The sequence below is a fragment of the Bacillus salipaludis genome (assembly GCF_004358205.1).
Map to the genome: position 1 here is coordinate 154,370 of NZ_SMYO01000005.1, position 16,503 is coordinate 170,872.

14 protein-coding genes are annotated in these 16,503 nt (G+C 38.4%); all 14 read left to right on the forward strand.

The window, feature by feature from the left end; translation table 11 throughout:
- Positions 1-122 precede the first annotated feature (122 nt).
- The 14 genes from E2K98_RS11380 (at position 123) to thrS (ending at position 16,438) form a co-directional block, all read left to right on the forward strand.
- The gene (locus E2K98_RS11380; protein WP_133334358.1) at positions 123-836 is read left to right on the forward strand and encodes a response regulator transcription factor; all 714 of its coding nucleotides are present in this window, start codon (positions 123-125) and stop codon (positions 834-836) included.
- Positions 833-2,248, forward strand: a complete 1,416-nt coding sequence (gene pnpS / locus E2K98_RS11385; RefSeq protein WP_133334359.1) for a two-component system histidine kinase PnpS — start codon at positions 833-835, stop codon at positions 2,246-2,248. Before E2K98_RS11380 ends, pnpS begins: the two co-directional genes overlap by 4 nt.
- Before the next feature lie 280 nt (positions 2,249-2,528).
- On the forward strand, positions 2,529-5,165 hold the full coding sequence (gene polA, locus E2K98_RS11390; RefSeq protein ID WP_133334360.1) for a DNA polymerase I: 2,637 nt from the start codon (positions 2,529-2,531) through the stop codon (positions 5,163-5,165).
- A 16-nt stretch (positions 5,166-5,181) separates the two neighbouring features.
- The gene (mutM, locus tag E2K98_RS11395) at positions 5,182-6,009 is read left to right on the forward strand and encodes a DNA-formamidopyrimidine glycosylase (protein ID WP_133334361.1); all 828 of its coding nucleotides are present in this window, start codon (positions 5,182-5,184) and stop codon (positions 6,007-6,009) included.
- A gap of 90 nt (positions 6,010-6,099) precedes the next feature.
- On the forward strand, positions 6,100-6,735 hold the full coding sequence (gene ytaF / locus E2K98_RS11400; RefSeq protein ID WP_133334362.1) for a sporulation membrane protein YtaF: 636 nt from the start codon (positions 6,100-6,102) through the stop codon (positions 6,733-6,735).
- A gap of 173 nt (positions 6,736-6,908) precedes the next feature.
- A complete protein-coding gene (gene coaE, locus E2K98_RS11405; protein ID WP_133334363.1) occupies positions 6,909-7,511 on the forward strand; it encodes a dephospho-CoA kinase in 603 nt (200 codons plus the stop codon).
- A gap of 217 nt (positions 7,512-7,728) precedes the next feature.
- On the forward strand, positions 7,729-8,760 hold the full coding sequence (locus E2K98_RS11410; RefSeq protein WP_133334364.1) for a glyceraldehyde-3-phosphate dehydrogenase: 1,032 nt from the start codon (positions 7,729-7,731) through the stop codon (positions 8,758-8,760).
- Between the two features lie 316 nt (positions 8,761-9,076).
- Positions 9,077-9,451, forward strand: a complete 375-nt coding sequence (gene speD, locus E2K98_RS11415) for an adenosylmethionine decarboxylase (RefSeq protein ID WP_026572226.1) — start codon at positions 9,077-9,079, stop codon at positions 9,449-9,451.
- A 114-nt stretch (positions 9,452-9,565) separates the two neighbouring features.
- The gene (locus E2K98_RS11420; RefSeq protein WP_133334365.1) at positions 9,566-9,964 is read left to right on the forward strand and encodes a hypothetical protein; all 399 of its coding nucleotides are present in this window, start codon (positions 9,566-9,568) and stop codon (positions 9,962-9,964) included.
- A 99-nt stretch (positions 9,965-10,063) separates the two neighbouring features.
- On the forward strand, positions 10,064-10,525 hold the full coding sequence (nrdR, locus tag E2K98_RS11425) for a transcriptional regulator NrdR (RefSeq protein ID WP_026572228.1): 462 nt from the start codon (positions 10,064-10,066) through the stop codon (positions 10,523-10,525).
- A 68-nt stretch (positions 10,526-10,593) separates the two neighbouring features.
- On the forward strand, positions 10,594-11,991 hold the full coding sequence (locus E2K98_RS11430) for a replication initiation and membrane attachment family protein (RefSeq protein ID WP_133334366.1): 1,398 nt from the start codon (positions 10,594-10,596) through the stop codon (positions 11,989-11,991).
- A gap of 13 nt (positions 11,992-12,004) precedes the next feature.
- The gene (gene dnaI, locus E2K98_RS11435) at positions 12,005-12,934 is read left to right on the forward strand and encodes a primosomal protein DnaI (protein ID WP_133334367.1); all 930 of its coding nucleotides are present in this window, start codon (positions 12,005-12,007) and stop codon (positions 12,932-12,934) included.
- A 251-nt stretch (positions 12,935-13,185) separates the two neighbouring features.
- On the forward strand, positions 13,186-14,067 hold the full coding sequence (locus E2K98_RS11440) for a putative sporulation protein YtxC (protein ID WP_133334368.1): 882 nt from the start codon (positions 13,186-13,188) through the stop codon (positions 14,065-14,067).
- Positions 14,068-14,503: 436 nt separating this feature from the next.
- Entirely contained in the window at positions 14,504-16,438 is a 1,935-nt protein-coding gene (gene thrS, locus E2K98_RS11445; RefSeq protein ID WP_133334369.1) for a threonine--tRNA ligase, read from the forward strand.
- The last annotated feature ends 65 nt before the right edge of the window (positions 16,439-16,503 follow it).

Here is a 16,503-nt window from a genome sequence, read left to right on the forward strand (position 1 = left end):
TTTCATTTTACCGAGGTTAAAGGTTATTGGAGAAATTTTTTAAGGTTTATATTATAATAAAAATTGGAAACTTGGATAGGACAATAAAATAGGGGCAAATTTATATAAAAGCGGAGGATTCTATGAAAAATAAAGTACTTGTTGTGGATGATGAGCAATCAATCGTAACCTTGCTTCAATATAATTTTGAACAGGCTGGTTTTGAGTGTCTTACAGCAATGGATGGTGAAGAGGGAAAAAGATTAGCTGAAACAGAGTCACCTGATATCATCATTTTAGACCTTATGCTACCAAAACTAGATGGAATGGATGTTTGCAAACAGCTTCGCCAAAACAAAGTCATGACCCCTATTCTAATGTTAACAGCAAAAGATGATGAATTTGATAAAATATTGGGCCTTGAATTGGGTGCAGATGACTATATGATTAAGCCATTCAGCCCAAGAGAAGTAATTGCTCGAGTGAAAGCAATTCTAAGAAGAACACAAGTACAGCCCGAACTTAATGAAAATACAAAAGATATCGAGCAACTTGTAATCGGGGATTTAAAAATTTATTCAGAAAAACATGAAGCTTATTTTCGAGGGGAACGATTAGAGCTAACATTAAAGGAATTTGAACTTTTGCTGCATCTTGCACAAAATAGTGGAAGGGTTTTAACCCGGGACCAATTATTAAGTGCTGTCTGGAATTATGATTTTGCCGGAGATACAAGGATTGTCGATGTCCATATATCGCATTTAAGGGAAAAAATTGAAGATGATACCAAGAAGCCAATCTATATCAAAACCATTCGCGGACTGGGGTATAAAATGGAGGGGCCAAAAGGAGAATGATAAATTTTCGTAAAAGGCTTCTAATTGCACTAATTGCTACCATAGTGATTGTCTTAACTGGATTAGGAATAATGCTTAGTCAGTTATTGAAAGGTTATTATTCTAATTCATTTTACCAACTAAAACAGGAATATGGACAATATGGGTGGATTTTATTATTTAGCCTGGGAATTATCTTACTTATCATTCTTTTTCTTGGATATTTGATTACAGCAAGATACACGAAACCGATTGAAGCCGCGACACAAGTGGCAATGGAACTTGCTAAAGGAAATTATCGAGCAAGGACTACTGTGGGTGGATTTAACGAAACAGGAATGCTTAACCAGTCGATAAACATTTTGGCAAAAAACATTGAAGAAATGGTCAAATCTAAGGAAATGCAGCAGGATCGGTTGACGGCTCTGATTGAAAATATTGGGGCAGGCTTAATTTTAATTGACAGCCGTGGATTTATAAATTTGATAAATCGTGGCTATAGTGAAATATTTCATGTGGATCCTGCAGATTATTTGTTTAAACGTTATTTTGAAGTGATGGACCATGAAGAAATCTGTAATTTAGTTACAGAGGTTTTCAGAACTGAGCAAAAGATTAGAAAACAAATGTTGCTTCCATTATTTATTGAAAGAAAGTACTTTGATGTTTACGGGGTGCCAATCATTGGGAAAAACAATGCTTGGAAAGGCATCTTGCTAGCTTTTCATGATATAACAGAAATAAAAAAGCTTGAGCAAATGCGTAAGGATTTTGTTGCAAATGTTTCGCATGAATTAAAAACACCGGTCACATCAATCAAAGGATTCACTGAAACACTTTTAGATGGGGCGATGAACAATCAAGAAACATTGGAAGCTTTCCTCTCGATTATTTTAAAGGAAAGTGACAGGCTGCAAACGCTGATTCAGGATTTATTGGACTTGTCAAAAATTGAACAGCAAGGATTTAAATTGGCTTTGCAAGAAGTAGATTTGACATTATTACTTAATGAAGTGATCACAATGTTGAGTGGAAAAGCACAAGAAAAGAAAATGAACATTGATTTTTATCCAAACCAGGAACAGGTATTGATTAAAGGCGATTTGGATCGATTAAAACAAGTGTTTATTAATTTGATTGCAAATGCGATTACCTATACACCTCCTGAAGGAGAGGTAAAGGTCATATTACTTGAACATGGAAAGAATGTTCGAATTCATGTGAAAGATTCTGGAGTGGGAATTGAAAAGGATGAAATTCCTCGAATATTTGAGCGCTTTTACCGTGTAGACCGGGCTCGAAGCAGGAATTCCGGCGGAACTGGTCTAGGTTTAGCCATCGTAAAGCATTTAGTTGAGGCTCACCATGGAACAATTAGTGTAAGAAGTAGTGTAGGCGAAGGCAGTGAATTTATTATCGAATTTAGTAAATAGTGAAAGTAACCTTGGATTGGTTGGTGTAATAAATTTACATAAACTTAATAGTTTCTATATATTTAGTTAACATTGTCGTTATATGATAATTGTACAAGCCCCCAATCCAAGGGAACCAAAGAAAAGGTGAAAGTTACCCCGCTTTCACCTTTTCTTTTTTTTGCGTACTCAACGTTATTTTCTTTTCTTTTTCCAGTCATGATAGAATAAGAAAAGGAAATTATGTTTTTATAAAGATATATACATAATCGTTTATAAATGTAATATGAGGAGGTTCCTGATGGATCAGAAAAAGCTAGTATTAATAGACGGGAATAGTATTGCCTACCGGGCATTTTTTGCGTTGCCGCTGCTGAATAATGATAAAGGAATTCATACAAATGCAGTTTATGGTTTTACCATGATGCTGATGAAGATTATTGAAGATGAACAACCGACCCATATCTTAGTTGCCTTTGATGCAGGAAAAACGACCTTTCGTCACAAAACGTTTGAGGAATATAAGGGTGGCAGGCAAAAAACACCTCCAGAATTATCAGAGCAATTTCCGTTTATCCGTGAACTGTTAGATGCCTATGGGATTTCACGTTATGAACTCAACAATTATGAGGCAGATGATATTATCGGCACTCTCTCACTAAATGCTGAAGAGAATGGTTATGATGTAAAAGTGATCTCCGGAGATAAGGATTTAACACAGCTATCCTCGAATAACATTACAGTCGGAATTACCCGAAAAGGGATTACAGATATTGAAGAATATACTCCAGAGCATATTCAAGAAAAATACGGTCTTACTCCTGGGCAAATTATCGATATGAAGGGTTTAATGGGAGATTCATCTGACAATATCCCGGGGGTACCGGGAGTCGGTGAAAAAACGGCAATTAAATTACTTAAGGAATTTTCGACACTGGAAAATCTTCTGGATTCCATCGGGCAAGTCAGCGGTAAAAAACTGCAGGAAAAGCTCGAAGAATTTAAAGGCCAAGCGTTAATGAGCAAAGAGTTAGCAACGATTGAAAGAAAGGCTCCAGTCGAAATAAAACTAGATGAAATTTCCTATGAAGGGTTTACCAGAGAAAAAGTGGTGGCATTTTTTAAAGAATTAGGCTTTAATTCATTGCTGGATAAACTCGGAGAGTCTGAAGTAGGTGAAGTTCAGGACGATTTGGAAGAGATCGAGTTTCAGATTCCGGAAGAAATCACTGCGGATTTATTTGCCGATCATAATTATTTCTATGTGGAAATGCTCGATGACAATTACCATTATGCTGACATTATCGGTTTTTCACTGGTAAATGAAAACGGGAATTTTTATTTTCCAACGGAATTGGCAATAAAATCAGAGGAATTTAAAAAATGGGCTGAAGACGAAAATAAAACGAAAACGGTATATGATGCAAAACGTTCAGAGGTTTCTTTAAGAAGATATGGAATTCATTTAAAAGGTGTCGATTTTGATACTTTGATTGCTTCTTACATCATCAACCCGACTGAAAGCATTGAAGATCTTGCATCCATTGCAAAAAGAAATGATGTTCATAATATTCAATCTGATGAAGCCTTTTATGGAAAAGGAGCCAAACGGAAAATTCCCGATACCCAGCTGCATGCGGATCATTTAGTAAGAAAAAGCTTGGCAATGTCTGTTTTAAAGGAAAAACTGGAACATGATTTAATACAAAATGAACAATATGAATTGTTCACTGATCTTGAGATGCCGTTATCGCTTATTTTAGCAGATATGGAGGCATGTGGGATAAAGGTGGACAGCGAGCGGCTGCAGTTGATGGGGCAGGAGATTAACGACCGTTTAATCGACATCGAAAAGGTCATCCATGAATTAGCAGGTGAGAAGTTTAACATTAATTCGCCTAAACAACTAGGGATTATCCTATTTGAGAAATTGGGTCTGCCTTCATTCAAGAAAACGAAAACGGGATATTCAACTTCTGCTGATGTATTAGAAAAACTGGCGCCTGATCATGAAATCATTGAATATATTCTTCTTTACAGGCAATTAGGTAAGTTGCAGTCAACCTATATTGAAGGGTTACTTAAGGTCATTAATCCTGAAAATAGTAAGGTCCATACAAGATTTCAACAAACTTTAACTGCGACAGGAAGACTAAGTTCTATTGATCCGAACCTGCAAAACATTCCAATTCGTTTGGAAGAAGGACGAAAAATTCGGCAGGCCTTCGTTCCATCCGAAAAAGACTGGGTGATTTTTGCTGCGGATTATTCGCAGATTGAATTGCGTGTCTTAGCGGATATTGCCGGTGATGCCAAACTGATTCAAGCCTTTAAAGAAGACCTGGATATTCATACGAAAACCGCGATGGAAGTATTCCATGTCAGTGCGGAGGAGGTCACCTCTAATATGAGACGTCAGGCAAAGGCCGTAAATTTTGGAATTGTTTATGGAATCAGCGATTATGGTTTATCACAGGGATTAGGTATTACCCGTAAAGAGGCAGGAAATTTTATTGAACGTTATCTTAACAGCTATCCGGGTGTCAAAGATTATATGGATGATATCATTAAACTGGCAAAACAAAAGGGATATGTTACGACATTATTGCAGCGCAGAAGATATATCCCGGAAATCACCAGCCGTAATTTTAATATTCGCAGCTTTGCGGAAAGAACGGCGATGAACACCCCGATTCAAGGGAGTGCGGCTGATATTATTAAAAAAGCCATGATTGAGATGGATGCAGCACTGAAAGGGCACAACTTAAAAACAAGGCTATTGCTTCAGGTCCATGATGAATTGATCTTCGAGGCACCACAGGATGAGATTGAAATTTTAAAAACGTTGGTACCGGAAGTAATGGAACATGCACTGGAATTGAAGGTGCCATTAAAAGTAGACTATGCATATGGGCCAACCTGGTTTGATGCCAAGTAAAATGAGGTGAATTTGAATGCCTGAACTTCCAGAAGTCGAAACGGTGCGAAAAACGTTAAAAAATTTAGTTCTTCATAAGAAAATTAAAGATATCATAGTCCATTGGCCGAAAATCATAAAAAATCCCGTAGAAATCGAGCAATTCATTGATGCCCTAAAAGGGGAAACCATTTTGGATGTGGGGAGGAGAGGGAAATTTTTAATCCTATATACCGACCATTATGCGCTTGTTTCCCATTTAAGGATGGAAGGAAAATACGGACTCTATCCTAAAAATGAGCCTTATGATAAGCATACCCATGTGATTTTTCATTTTACCGATGAAACCGATTTAAGGTATCGTGATGTTCGTAAATTTGGAACAATGCATTTATATAAAAAAGGGGAAGAATTTTTCCGGCCGCCATTATTTGATCTTGGACCAGAGCCCTTTGATGATACCTTTACAAGAGATTATTTAAGCGAGATGTTAAAAAAGACAACAAGGAAAGTAAAACCGGCACTTTTAGATCAAAAGGTCCTCGTTGGGCTTGGAAATATATATGTAGATGAAGCCCTTTTCCGGGCAGGGATTCATCCGGAACGGATTGCGAATACATTGACTGAGGAAGAAACCACAAATCTTCATCGAGAAATTATTCATACATTAAGTGAAGCAGTGAAAAAGGGCGGAAGTACGATACGTTCTTATGTCAACTCTCAAGGAGAGATTGGCATGTTTCAGCTTGAATTATATGCCTATGGACGCAAGGGCGAAGCATGTAAACGATGCGGTACACCGCTTGAAAAAATAACGGTCGGCGGCCGTGGAACACATTTTTGTCCAAGCTGCCAAAAGATTTAATCATGATGTAAAAGCCGGTTTAAAGGCACACATAGGATAGGCTCCTTCCATATACTATCGTAGTGATTGACAGGAAGGAGCCCTAAATCAATGGTTCAATTGTTCTCACTTCTCTTGCTAGCTCTTGCTCTTAGTCTCGACAGCTTTAGTGTTGGATTTACCTATGGATTAAGAAAAATGGTCATGCCGGTTAAATCAGTTCTTATCATTGCTAGCTGTGCGGGATTATCTTTATTACTCGCTGTGTCAATCGGACATGGTCTTGCAAAAATATTATCACCAAGTATAACGGCAGGGCTTGGGGGATTCATCCTTATTGCTTTGGGTGCAGGAGTCATTTATCAATATTTTCGGCCGGAAAAAGAGAAAGAAGTTCAAAAACAAGAAAAAACAATTGTAAATTTTGAAATTCGCTCTCTCGGTTTAGCCATAAATATTTTGAAAAAACCAATGTCTGCCGATTTTGACCAATCTGGTACCATTACAGGAATTGAGGCATTAGCGCTGGGGTTTGCGTTGTCATTAGACTCTTTTGGCGCAGGAATTGGGGCTGCTATGCTTGGGTTTTCCCCTTACTATTTGGCGATAGCGGTAGCGATTATGAGCCCATCCTTTGTCGTTTTTGGAATTAAAATTGGAACATTCTTTCACAAATATGAATGGATTCAGAAATTTACCTTCTTACCGGGGGTCATGTTAATCTTAATTGGAATATGGAAATTATGATACGAAAAGCGGAAGCGACTTGTTCAGCCCCAGCAGCTGCTTGCGGGCCTGACAGTGAAGTCGTTTTTTGACTTCATTGGCAGGACCGAAGCGTCCTCGAGGGGCTAGGCGCTGGAGCTAGTTAATTCTTGTAGTCAAATGAATAATTTTTGTTAGATAGAAAGGATCAGAGCATGTCACTCGTTATTGGATTAACAGGCGGAATCGCCAGTGGAAAAAGCACGGTATCCAATATGTTTAAGGAAATGGATATCACCGTTATTGATGCAGATATCGAAGCACGCCTTGCAGTGGAAAAAGGTGAGCCTGCCTATAACAAAATTATTGAATCCTTCGGCAGCGATATTTTACTTCCGAATGAAGAAATTGATCGTCAAAAATTAGGTTCGATTATTTTTCACCATAAAGACAAGAGACAGCTCTTAAATGAGATTGTTCATCCCGAAGTACGAAAACGAATGAGACAACAAATGGAAGCGGCCATTTCGAATCAAGAAAAAATCGTCGTTCTCGATATCCCATTATTATTCGAGAGCAAGCTAACCTATATGGTCCAAAAAACAATTCTTGTTTATGTAGAACGTGAGGTTCAGCTCCAGAGGTTGATGGAGAGAAATCAGCTTTCGAAGGATGAAGCGGAGGCTAGAATCCATTCACAAATGCCGCTTGCAGAAAAAGTAAAACTGGCGGATGCCGTCCTCAATAATAATGGCACCCTAATAGAAACAAAAAAACAACTCCTTGAAGTTTTAGATAAATGGGGAGAAAATCTATAATGTATAACCTATTTGAGAAGGGATTTCCCTTCTCTTTTTTTATTGGAATCGCTAGTTTTTAGCGTTAAATCAAGGGATTTTCACCTGGGTGAATTATCTGAAAAATAAAACATTAAGAAAATCCGCATATTATTCATCACAATTACGGATTAATATGTTATACTAATTACAAGAAAACAAGTTAACAGTATAACACTTATGCGGAAGGGGCCGTAAAATGAAAGCAAGAATTGCAATTAACGGTTTTGGGAGAATCGGAAGGATGGTTTTTAGAAAAGCGATCCTTGAAAATAAGCTTGAAGTTGTAGCGATTAATGCGAGCTATCCGGCTGAGACATTAGCTCATCTTATTAAATATGATACAAATCACGGACCTTTTCAAGGGGAAGTTATTGCCTTAGATGATGAGTTAATCGTAAATGGAAAAAGAGTGAAATTATTAAGCAGCAGAAATCCGGAAGAACTTCCTTGGAAAGAGCTTAATATAGATATCGTAATTGAAGCAACAGGTAAATTTAATTCCCGTGAAAAAGCAGCATTACATTTGGATGCAGGAGCTAAAAAGGTAATTTTAACTGCTCCAGGTAAAAATGAGGATGTTACCATTGTTGTTGGGGTAAACGACGAAATGCTTGACCTTAACGAGCATGACATCATTTCAAATGCATCTTGTACAACAAATTGCCTTGCGCCAGTCGCAAAAGTATTGGATGAAAAGTTTGGAATTGAATCCGGTTTAATGACAACGATTCATGCCTATACAAATGACCAAAAGAATATCGATAATCCACATAAAGATTTACGCAGGGCTAGAGCGTGTGGACAATCTATCATTCCAACAACAACTGGCGCTGCTAAAGCATTATCCTTAGTTTTACCACAGCTTAAGGGCAAATTGCATGGAATGGCGCTTCGTGTTCCTACGCCAAATGTTTCTTTAGTTGATTTAGTAGTTGACTTAAAACAAGATGTTACAGTTGATGATATTAATCATGCATTTATTGAAGCAGCAGATGGACCATTAAAAGGAATTTTAGATTTTACAATGGAGCCGCTTGTTTCAGTTGATTTTAACACAAACCAACATTCAGCCATTATTGATGGTCTATCTACCATGGTAATGGGCACAAGAAAAGTCAAGGTACTTGCTTGGTATGATAATGAGTGGGGCTATTCATCACGCGTTGTTGATTTAACTCTATTTGTCGCACAAGAATTGGCGAATACAAAACAGGTGAAAGTGGGATAAAACCCGCTGAAACAAAAAATTGCTGTCAATTGGCAGCAATTTTTTTTACATAAACGGTATGTTAAAGATTTGCTTGGAGCGGAAATCAACAGGTAATTTATAATAGAATCTTTAAAAATTTTTATTTTGATAGGTTGCAAAAAAAATATAAACAAAGTATACTAGTCATCGTGAACTTCTTGAAATTAGGTAACGATCGATTACTTAAAGGGTTAGGACCTCTCTGGACTAACTTTCCCCCGTGGTAATTACTTTGCTACCGTCAATAACAGGATTTCAAGAACGAAGCAAAAATCCTTAGAGGGGGAAATTGAATATGGAAACTATGGGTAGACACGTAATCTCAGAATTATGGGGATGCGATTTTGAAAAATTGAATGATATGGACTTTATTGAACAAACTTTTGTTGAGGCAGCTCTTAAGTCAGGTGCGGAAATCCGCGAAGTGGCTTTCCATAAATTTGCTCCTCAAGGCGTGAGCGGTGTCGTGATTATTTCTGAATCACATTTAACCATTCACAGCTTCCCAGAACACGGATATGCGAGCATTGATGTGTATACTTGCGGCGATTTGAATCCGAATATTGCTGCCGACTATATCGCAGAAGCTTTAAATGCGGAAACACGTGAAAATATTGAAATTCCACGTGGTATGGGCCCTGTTCAAGTGAAACAGGCAAAAGTCCTTTAAACCTTATAAAAGTGAAAATGGCAGAAGAAGAGGCGTATCCGATGATACTCCTCTTTTTATTTTCATAATATTTGATGTAAACTAGGAAGAAAGATATTTTTTGGGAGGATGGATATGGCACTTTTTGGGAATATGTTCTTAAGGTTTAGTAAACAAATTGAAACCTCTGATAAGCACTCAGATGAACAGTTAAAAACACATTACTATAAATCCAGTTTTAATCAATTATTCCAATCTGTTGAGGAATTATTTAGGCAGGATGCGGATTGCCGGATCATAACCGTATCGAAAGAGCGAGGCGAAATAGCCGTTGAGGTAATGAAACCATTTCCTTGTTTTCTAATTGCTACGGTCATATCAATTAGAGGAATGGAAACGGCTGTGGATTTTAATCTTTCAACCGAACATTTTTCAGTCGGCGGGACCTATCCTGCTTTAAGGAAGAGAATCACTTCTTATTACGACAAGCTAAAACAACTACATACATATATTGGTACAGGTAAAAACGCCTAATAGTTCTACTTGTCTTAAAGGGTTGTTTTTTATAAGATAAAGGTAAGATATGATGACACTTGTTCGGGTTTTGTCGGATAGATTTGGAGCTGATTAACAATGAAATGCCCATCTTGTCAAAATTATGGTACACGTGTGCTTGATTCCCGTCCAGTTGATGAGGGGCGGGCAACACGGCGCAGACGAGAATGTGAAGAATGCGGCTATCGTTTTACAACCTTTGAGAAAATTGAAGAGATTCCCTTAATTGTTGTTAAAAAGGAAGGTACAAGGGAAGAATTCAGCCGGGATAAAATTTTAAGGGGCTTAATTAAAGCTTGTGAGAAGCGCCCTGTTGCATTAAAAGAATTAGAGGATATCACGCAAGGGGTAGAAAAAGAACTGCGAAGTCAAGGAGTCTCCGAGATTAAAAGTGATATGATTGGCGAAATGGTGATGGACAGACTCGTAAATGTGGATGAAGTCGCATATGTCCGATTTGCCTCTGTTTACCGTCAATTTAAAGACATTAATGTATTTATTAATGAATTAACAGAACTGATAAAAAAAGAGAAATCATAGGGAGCTAAAGAGACTTTGGCTCTCATTTTTTTCACTGGAAAAATTTTTATAAGAAGGGTTTGAAATATATGGCGCAGCATTGGCAGGAGCTTATTCCAATCGATCGTTATATTGTTGCGGCCAGTGGGTTACTACATGAATATGACCGAAAAGTGCTGACCTTATTGTATCAGCCATTAATTGGATCAACCTGCTCTAGTTTATATATGACACTATGGGCAGAGCTTGAAGAAAACAGAATGTGGTCTGAACCCTCCACGCATCATTTATTAATGAATTTACTAGGGCATAATCTAAAAGATATTTATGAGGCACGATTAAAGCTGGAGGGAATTGGTTTATTAAAGACATATGTGAAAACAGATGAGGAGCGCTCGTTTATTTACGAGCTTCACCCGCCGCTCACGCCAGAACAATTCTTTTTAGATGGAATGCTTAATATTTATTTATATCGAAAAATCGGCAAGAATCATTTCGCCCGGCTAAAGCGGTTTTTTAGTGATCAAAAAAAGCCGAATGAAGAGGGATTTGTTGAAGTTACAAAGGCATTTCAGGATGTCTTTGCCTCAGCTACCCCTGGAAGCCTGCAGTATATGCAGGACATTCAAAGTGAACTGGACCCTGGCAATGACCAGCAGTTTATCGGCCGGAATGAACAGAAACCAATTGTGGTTGATGTGAATACCTTTAATTTTGATTTATTACAAGCGGGATTAAATGATTCACTTGTACCGAAAAAAGCACTCACTCCAAAAGTGAAAGAGGTTATTAGTAATCTTGGATTTCTTTATGATATTGATCCGATTCAAATGAAAAATATCGTCATAGGGGCCGTTAATGAGGTAAATGAAATTGATGTCGAGGAATTAAGAAAGGCTGCCCGTGATTGGTATCAATATGTCCATTATGATCAGCTGCCGTCCTTAATTGAACGAACACAGCCGCACGTTTACCGCGTTCAGCTTGAGGAGCCAAAAACACAGGAGGAGCAGTTAATTCGTTCATTGGAGACCACTTCGCCTGTGAAGGTTTTTAAAGACTCCTCTGGCGGTGTCGAACCTTCAAAAGCTGACTTAGAAATTATCGAAGAAATGATGTTTAAACAAAAGCTTCTCCCGGGAGTTATGAATGTACTCATTCAATTTGTATTACTAAAAACAGATATGAAATTTACAAAAGGGTATGTTGAAAAAATCGCCGGGCACTGGGCAAGAAAGCAGGTTAAAACAGTTAAAGAAGCGATGGACCTCGCAAAGAAGGAGCATAACACCTACCTTGGGTGGAGTGAAACAAAGAAATCGGGAAAATCTTCTTCAAAGCAAAAGCCAATTCGAACCGAAGTACTTCCTGAGTGGTTTGAAGAAAAATCTCAGACAGCAGCTAAAGATGCTCCTGTCGAGAATAACAAGGAACTAGAAGCGAAAAAGCGTGCCATCGAGGAAAAATTAAAGGCATTTCGCAAATAGAGGGTGACGAATATTGGAAAGAATAAACCAAACCTTGAAGCGGTTGGCCTCAAATGAAAACTTTCAAAAACGCTATGAAAAGATGCGGCGGGATCTACTCCAGCATCCTGATATTAAAGCATTTCTTAATGAGCATCGGGAGCAAATAAACGATGCAATGATTGAAAAAAGCTTAAGCAAACTTTTTGAGTATACGAACCAAAGTAAGGAATGCAGCCGCTGCCAAAGTCTTGACAGCTGTATTAATATGATGAAGGGCTATCATCCTTCTCTTGTTTTAAGGCGTAATTCGATTGACGTGGTATATGAAAAATGTCCACGGAAGGTCATTGCTGATGAAAAAAGGAAAAACGAGCAATTAATTAAAAGCCTTTATGTCCCGAGAGATATATTAGAAGCGACCTTTGAGGATTATGAGGGTGATTCAGGCAGACTTGATGCAATTGATCATGCTGCCGACTTTTTAATGAATTATGAACAGAATAAGAGGCAAAAAGGGCTATATCTTTATGGCAAATTTGGGGTTGGGAAATCCTATTTATTAGGTGCAATTGCCAATGAGCTTGCAAAAAAGAAAATTTCCTCGATGATTGTCTATGTTCCTGAACTGTTAAGGGAAATGAAAAGCTCCATAGCGGATTCAACCTTAAATGAAAAAATTGAAGCATTAAAAAAAGAACCAATCCTAATGTTGGACGATATTGGTGCAGAAGCTGTGTCCAGCTGGACGAGGGATGAGGTATTAGGACCAATCATGCAGTTCCGGATGCTTGAAAATCTGCCGACGTTTTTTACCTCTAATTTTGATTATCAAGGGCTGGAACATCATTTAACCTATAGCCAGCGTGGCGAGGAAGAAAAAATGAAAGCCCGCCGGATTATGGAAAGAATCCGTAGTCTGACTGTGCCTGTACAGGTAGATGGCCCAAACCGCCGAAATTAAATAGGGATGATGAAAAAAGGATTGCTAATATAATATTGGCATTCCTTTTTCTTTTGGGATAACTGTCTAGCTCCAGTGCCTAGCCCCTCGAGGTTGCTTCGGTCCCGGTGATGAAGGCAAAGAGCGCCTTCACCACCAGGCCCTCCAGCGCTTTTCGGGGCTGATTAAGGCACTTCCGCTTTTCTTATTCTATTTTGGCCAAGTCCCCCATATATATTAAAAACAGAGTTTGGGACATAGGGGGGATTTGGTTGGCGGAAATCATCTTCCAAGGCAAGATGGATGCAAAGCGATTTTATAACCACTTGCTGACGTATTTAAAAGATTGTTTAACTGAACATGATATTCTTCTCCACGAAGATCGATATATAGTAAAAATTTTTGAAGGCGGATTATCTGCTTTAACGTTTGAAAAAGTAAAGGATGCCTTTTTCGGGTTTATTGTAAAAATAAAGACAGAAGACTGGTATAGGGACATACTCAAGGAACATTTTTATTATGATGACCCCGAAGAGCAGCAGCAAATTATCGATATTATTTATTCAATCCAGGAAGGGCATCGGGAGGATTTAGCCATTTTATTAAAAGAAACAGCTGAAGAACCGAAGGTCAAGGAAGCAATTGAACAGGTTTTTCAAGAAAATATTTCTTTTTCCTTCGATTCCTTTCTTAAATTTCGGCTGCGTCCCTACCTGCAGATGCTTGAAAACTATGTAGAAATTTCAATTGATGAATATAAAATGGAGCAGGAATATCAAATGTTTATTCAAACTCTACGTGAATTTTTGGCTGGACGAGAGCCGAAAATGGACACGCTCCATCTATTGTTTGATGAGGAAATCACTTTCTTTACTGCCCAATTTGCAGAAATCAAAAGGGGGGAGTTAACAAAAATGATTGACCGAAAATTACTGGTGAATCATCCGGTCTATGTTGACTCTGCATCGATTGCACCGCTTTTGTCGATTGCGCCCAAAACGATTTTTCTTTATGCAAAGGAACCTGATGCACCGCTAGTTCGAACAATTCAAAATATTTTTGAAGAAAGGGTTACGCTCAAATCCTTTCAAGCACTGCGGAAAGTAAAGGAGCAAGAGGAGTATAGGAATGAAATGGGGGAAAATCATGCGTGAAAAATAAAAATGCAAAAATGGGCTAAAGGAACTTGATTTTTCAAAATTGAATCATTATAATTACGTACATAGTTTACTTACAATCATACATGCGTAAAAAGTAATGATAAGGATAACAGTATTTTTTTACGGTTTCTAGAGAGGGAGGTCCTAGGCTGAAAATCTCCTATCACGAGAAAAATACTTACCACCTTTAAACTTCGGCAGTGAATACCTTTCTTTTCTGCAGGGTTAGTAAATGCTGACGGCTAATCATCCGTTATTTGTCCAAAGTCATTTTAAAAAGCAAAAGGTCTTTTAAAATGAAAAATTGGGTGGAACCACGTGTTAATTATAACCCGTCCCTTTCTTTAGGGACGGGTTTTTTTATTTTTATAAAAAGTGATACGGGATCAAATTTAATCCCGGACACTTAAAATATGAAGGAGGAATTATCATGTCAGACGTTGTTAAGATTTCGTTTCCAGATGGGGCAGTAAAGGAGTTCCCACGGGGAACAACAACGGAAGATATTGCTGCTTCCATCAGTCCCGGCCTCAAGAAAAAGGCGATTGCCGGCAAATGGAATGGTAAATTAGTTGATCTTCGCCGTCCAATTCCAGAAGACGGTTCAATAGAAATTGTTACACCGGATTCAAGTGATGCATTAGAGGTTTTACGTCACAGTACAGCTCATTTAATGGCACAGGCAGTTAACCGGCTTTATCCAAATGTAAATTTAGGTGTAGGCCCTGTCATTGAAGGCGGTTTTTATTATGACATGGATTTGGAAGATTCGTTAACACCTGAAGATCTTCCAAAGATTGAAAAAGAAATGGCGAAAATCGTCAATGAAAATCTTGAAATTGTTCGTAAAGAAGTAAGTCGTGCAGAAGCTGTACAACTGTTTAAAGAAGCTGGCGACCCGTATAAGCTTGAATTAATCGAAGCGATTCCTGATGAGGAAACAGTGACAATCTACGAGCAGGGTGAATTTTTCGACCTTTGCCGCGGTGTTCATGTACCGTCAACTGGAAAAATTAAAGAATTTAAGCTTTTAAGCATTGCAGGTGCCTATTGGCGCGGTGACAGCAACAATAAAATGCTGCAGCGTATTTACGGTACAGCCTTCTTCAAGAAAGAAGATTTAGCAGAACATCTTCGTCTGCTCGAAGAAGCAAAAGAGCGTGATCATCGTAAAATTGGTAAGGAATTAAGTCTTTTCACAAGTTCTCAATTAGTTGGGCAGGGATTACCATTATGGCTTCCTAAGGGGGCAACGATTCGACGTATCGTTGAGCGTTATATTGTTGATAAGGAAGTAAGCCTAGGATATGACCATGTTTACACTCCGATAATGGGGAATGTGAATCTTTATAAGACTTCAGGTCACTGGGACCATTACCAGGAAGACATGTTCCCAGTTATGGACATGGATAACGAACAATTAGTGCTTCGCCCAATGAACTGTCCTCATCACATGATGGTTTATAAAAATGCGATTCACAGCTACCGTGAGCTGCCAATACGGATTGCCGAGCTAGGAACTATGCACCGTTATGAAATGTCTGGTGCGTTATCAGGGTTGCAGCGTGTCCGGGGAATGACTTTAAATGATGCCCATATCTTTGTCCGCCCTGATCAGATTAAGGAAGAATTCCAGCGCGTTGTCCGCTTAATTTTGGATGTCTATAAAGACTTTAACTTAACAGAATACTCGTTCCGTTTGTCCTACCGTGATCCACAGGATAAAGCGAAGTACTTTGATGATGATGCAATGTGGGAAAAAGCACAAAGCATGCTGAAGGAAGCAATGGATGATATGGGTCTAGAGTATTATGAAGCGGAAGGGGAAGCGGCATTCTACGGACCTAAACTTGATGTTCAGGTTAGAACAGCATTAGGTAAAGATGAAACACTTTCTACTGTTCAATTAGACTTCTTATTGCCTGAGCGTTTTGATTTAACTTATGTAGGGGAAGACGGAAAGCAACACCGTCCAGTTGTTATTCACCGTGGTGTCGTTTCAACAATGGAACGCTTTGTTGCCTTCTTAATTGAGGAATACAAAGGGGCATTCCCAACATGGTTAGCACCTGTTCAGGTTCAAGTTATTCCGGTTTCACCTGCAGCACACTACGACTATGCTAGAAAAATTCAAGAACAGCTAAAAAGCGCCGGCTTCCGTGTTGAATTAGATGGACGCGATGAGAAGATCGGCTATAAAATCCGTGAAGCTCAAATGCAAAAAATTCCATATATGCTCGTTGTAGGCGACAAGGAAGTCGAAGAGAATGCCGTCAATGTCCGTAAATATGGCGAACAAAACTCAGAAACTATAGCCTTTGCGGCATTCCTTGATGCATTAAAGGACGAAGTAAGAAAAGGCTAATTTTTTAAAAGGAAGGATTTACCTTCCTTTTTGTTTTTGAAAAAACTATTGAATAATTTTTTGTT

Excerpts from the sequence above, each read along its gene's own strand:
- E2K98_RS11430 (WP_133334366.1), top strand. The coding sequence starts at position 10,594 with ATGGCGCAGCATTGGCAGGAGCTTATTCCAATCGATCGTTATATTGTT.
- E2K98_RS11380 (WP_133334358.1), top strand. The coding sequence starts at position 123 with ATGAAAAATAAAGTACTTGTTGTGGATGATGAGCAATCAATCGTAACC.
- coaE (WP_133334363.1), top strand. The coding sequence starts at position 6,909 with ATGTCACTCGTTATTGGATTAACAGGCGGAATCGCCAGTGGAAAAAGC.
- speD (WP_026572226.1), top strand. The coding sequence starts at position 9,077 with ATGGAAACTATGGGTAGACACGTAATCTCAGAATTATGGGGATGCGAT.
- nrdR (WP_026572228.1), top strand. The coding sequence starts at position 10,064 with ATGAAATGCCCATCTTGTCAAAATTATGGTACACGTGTGCTTGATTCC.
- E2K98_RS11420 (WP_133334365.1), top strand. The coding sequence starts at position 9,566 with ATGGCACTTTTTGGGAATATGTTCTTAAGGTTTAGTAAACAAATTGAA.
- pnpS (WP_133334359.1), top strand. The coding sequence starts at position 833 with ATGATAAATTTTCGTAAAAGGCTTCTAATTGCACTAATTGCTACCATA.
- E2K98_RS11410 (WP_133334364.1), top strand. The coding sequence starts at position 7,729 with ATGAAAGCAAGAATTGCAATTAACGGTTTTGGGAGAATCGGAAGGATG.
- polA (WP_133334360.1), top strand. The coding sequence starts at position 2,529 with ATGGATCAGAAAAAGCTAGTATTAATAGACGGGAATAGTATTGCCTAC.
- mutM (WP_133334361.1), top strand. The coding sequence starts at position 5,182 with ATGCCTGAACTTCCAGAAGTCGAAACGGTGCGAAAAACGTTAAAAAAT.
- ytaF (WP_133334362.1), top strand. The coding sequence starts at position 6,100 with ATGGTTCAATTGTTCTCACTTCTCTTGCTAGCTCTTGCTCTTAGTCTC.
- thrS (WP_133334369.1), top strand. The coding sequence starts at position 14,504 with ATGTCAGACGTTGTTAAGATTTCGTTTCCAGATGGGGCAGTAAAGGAG.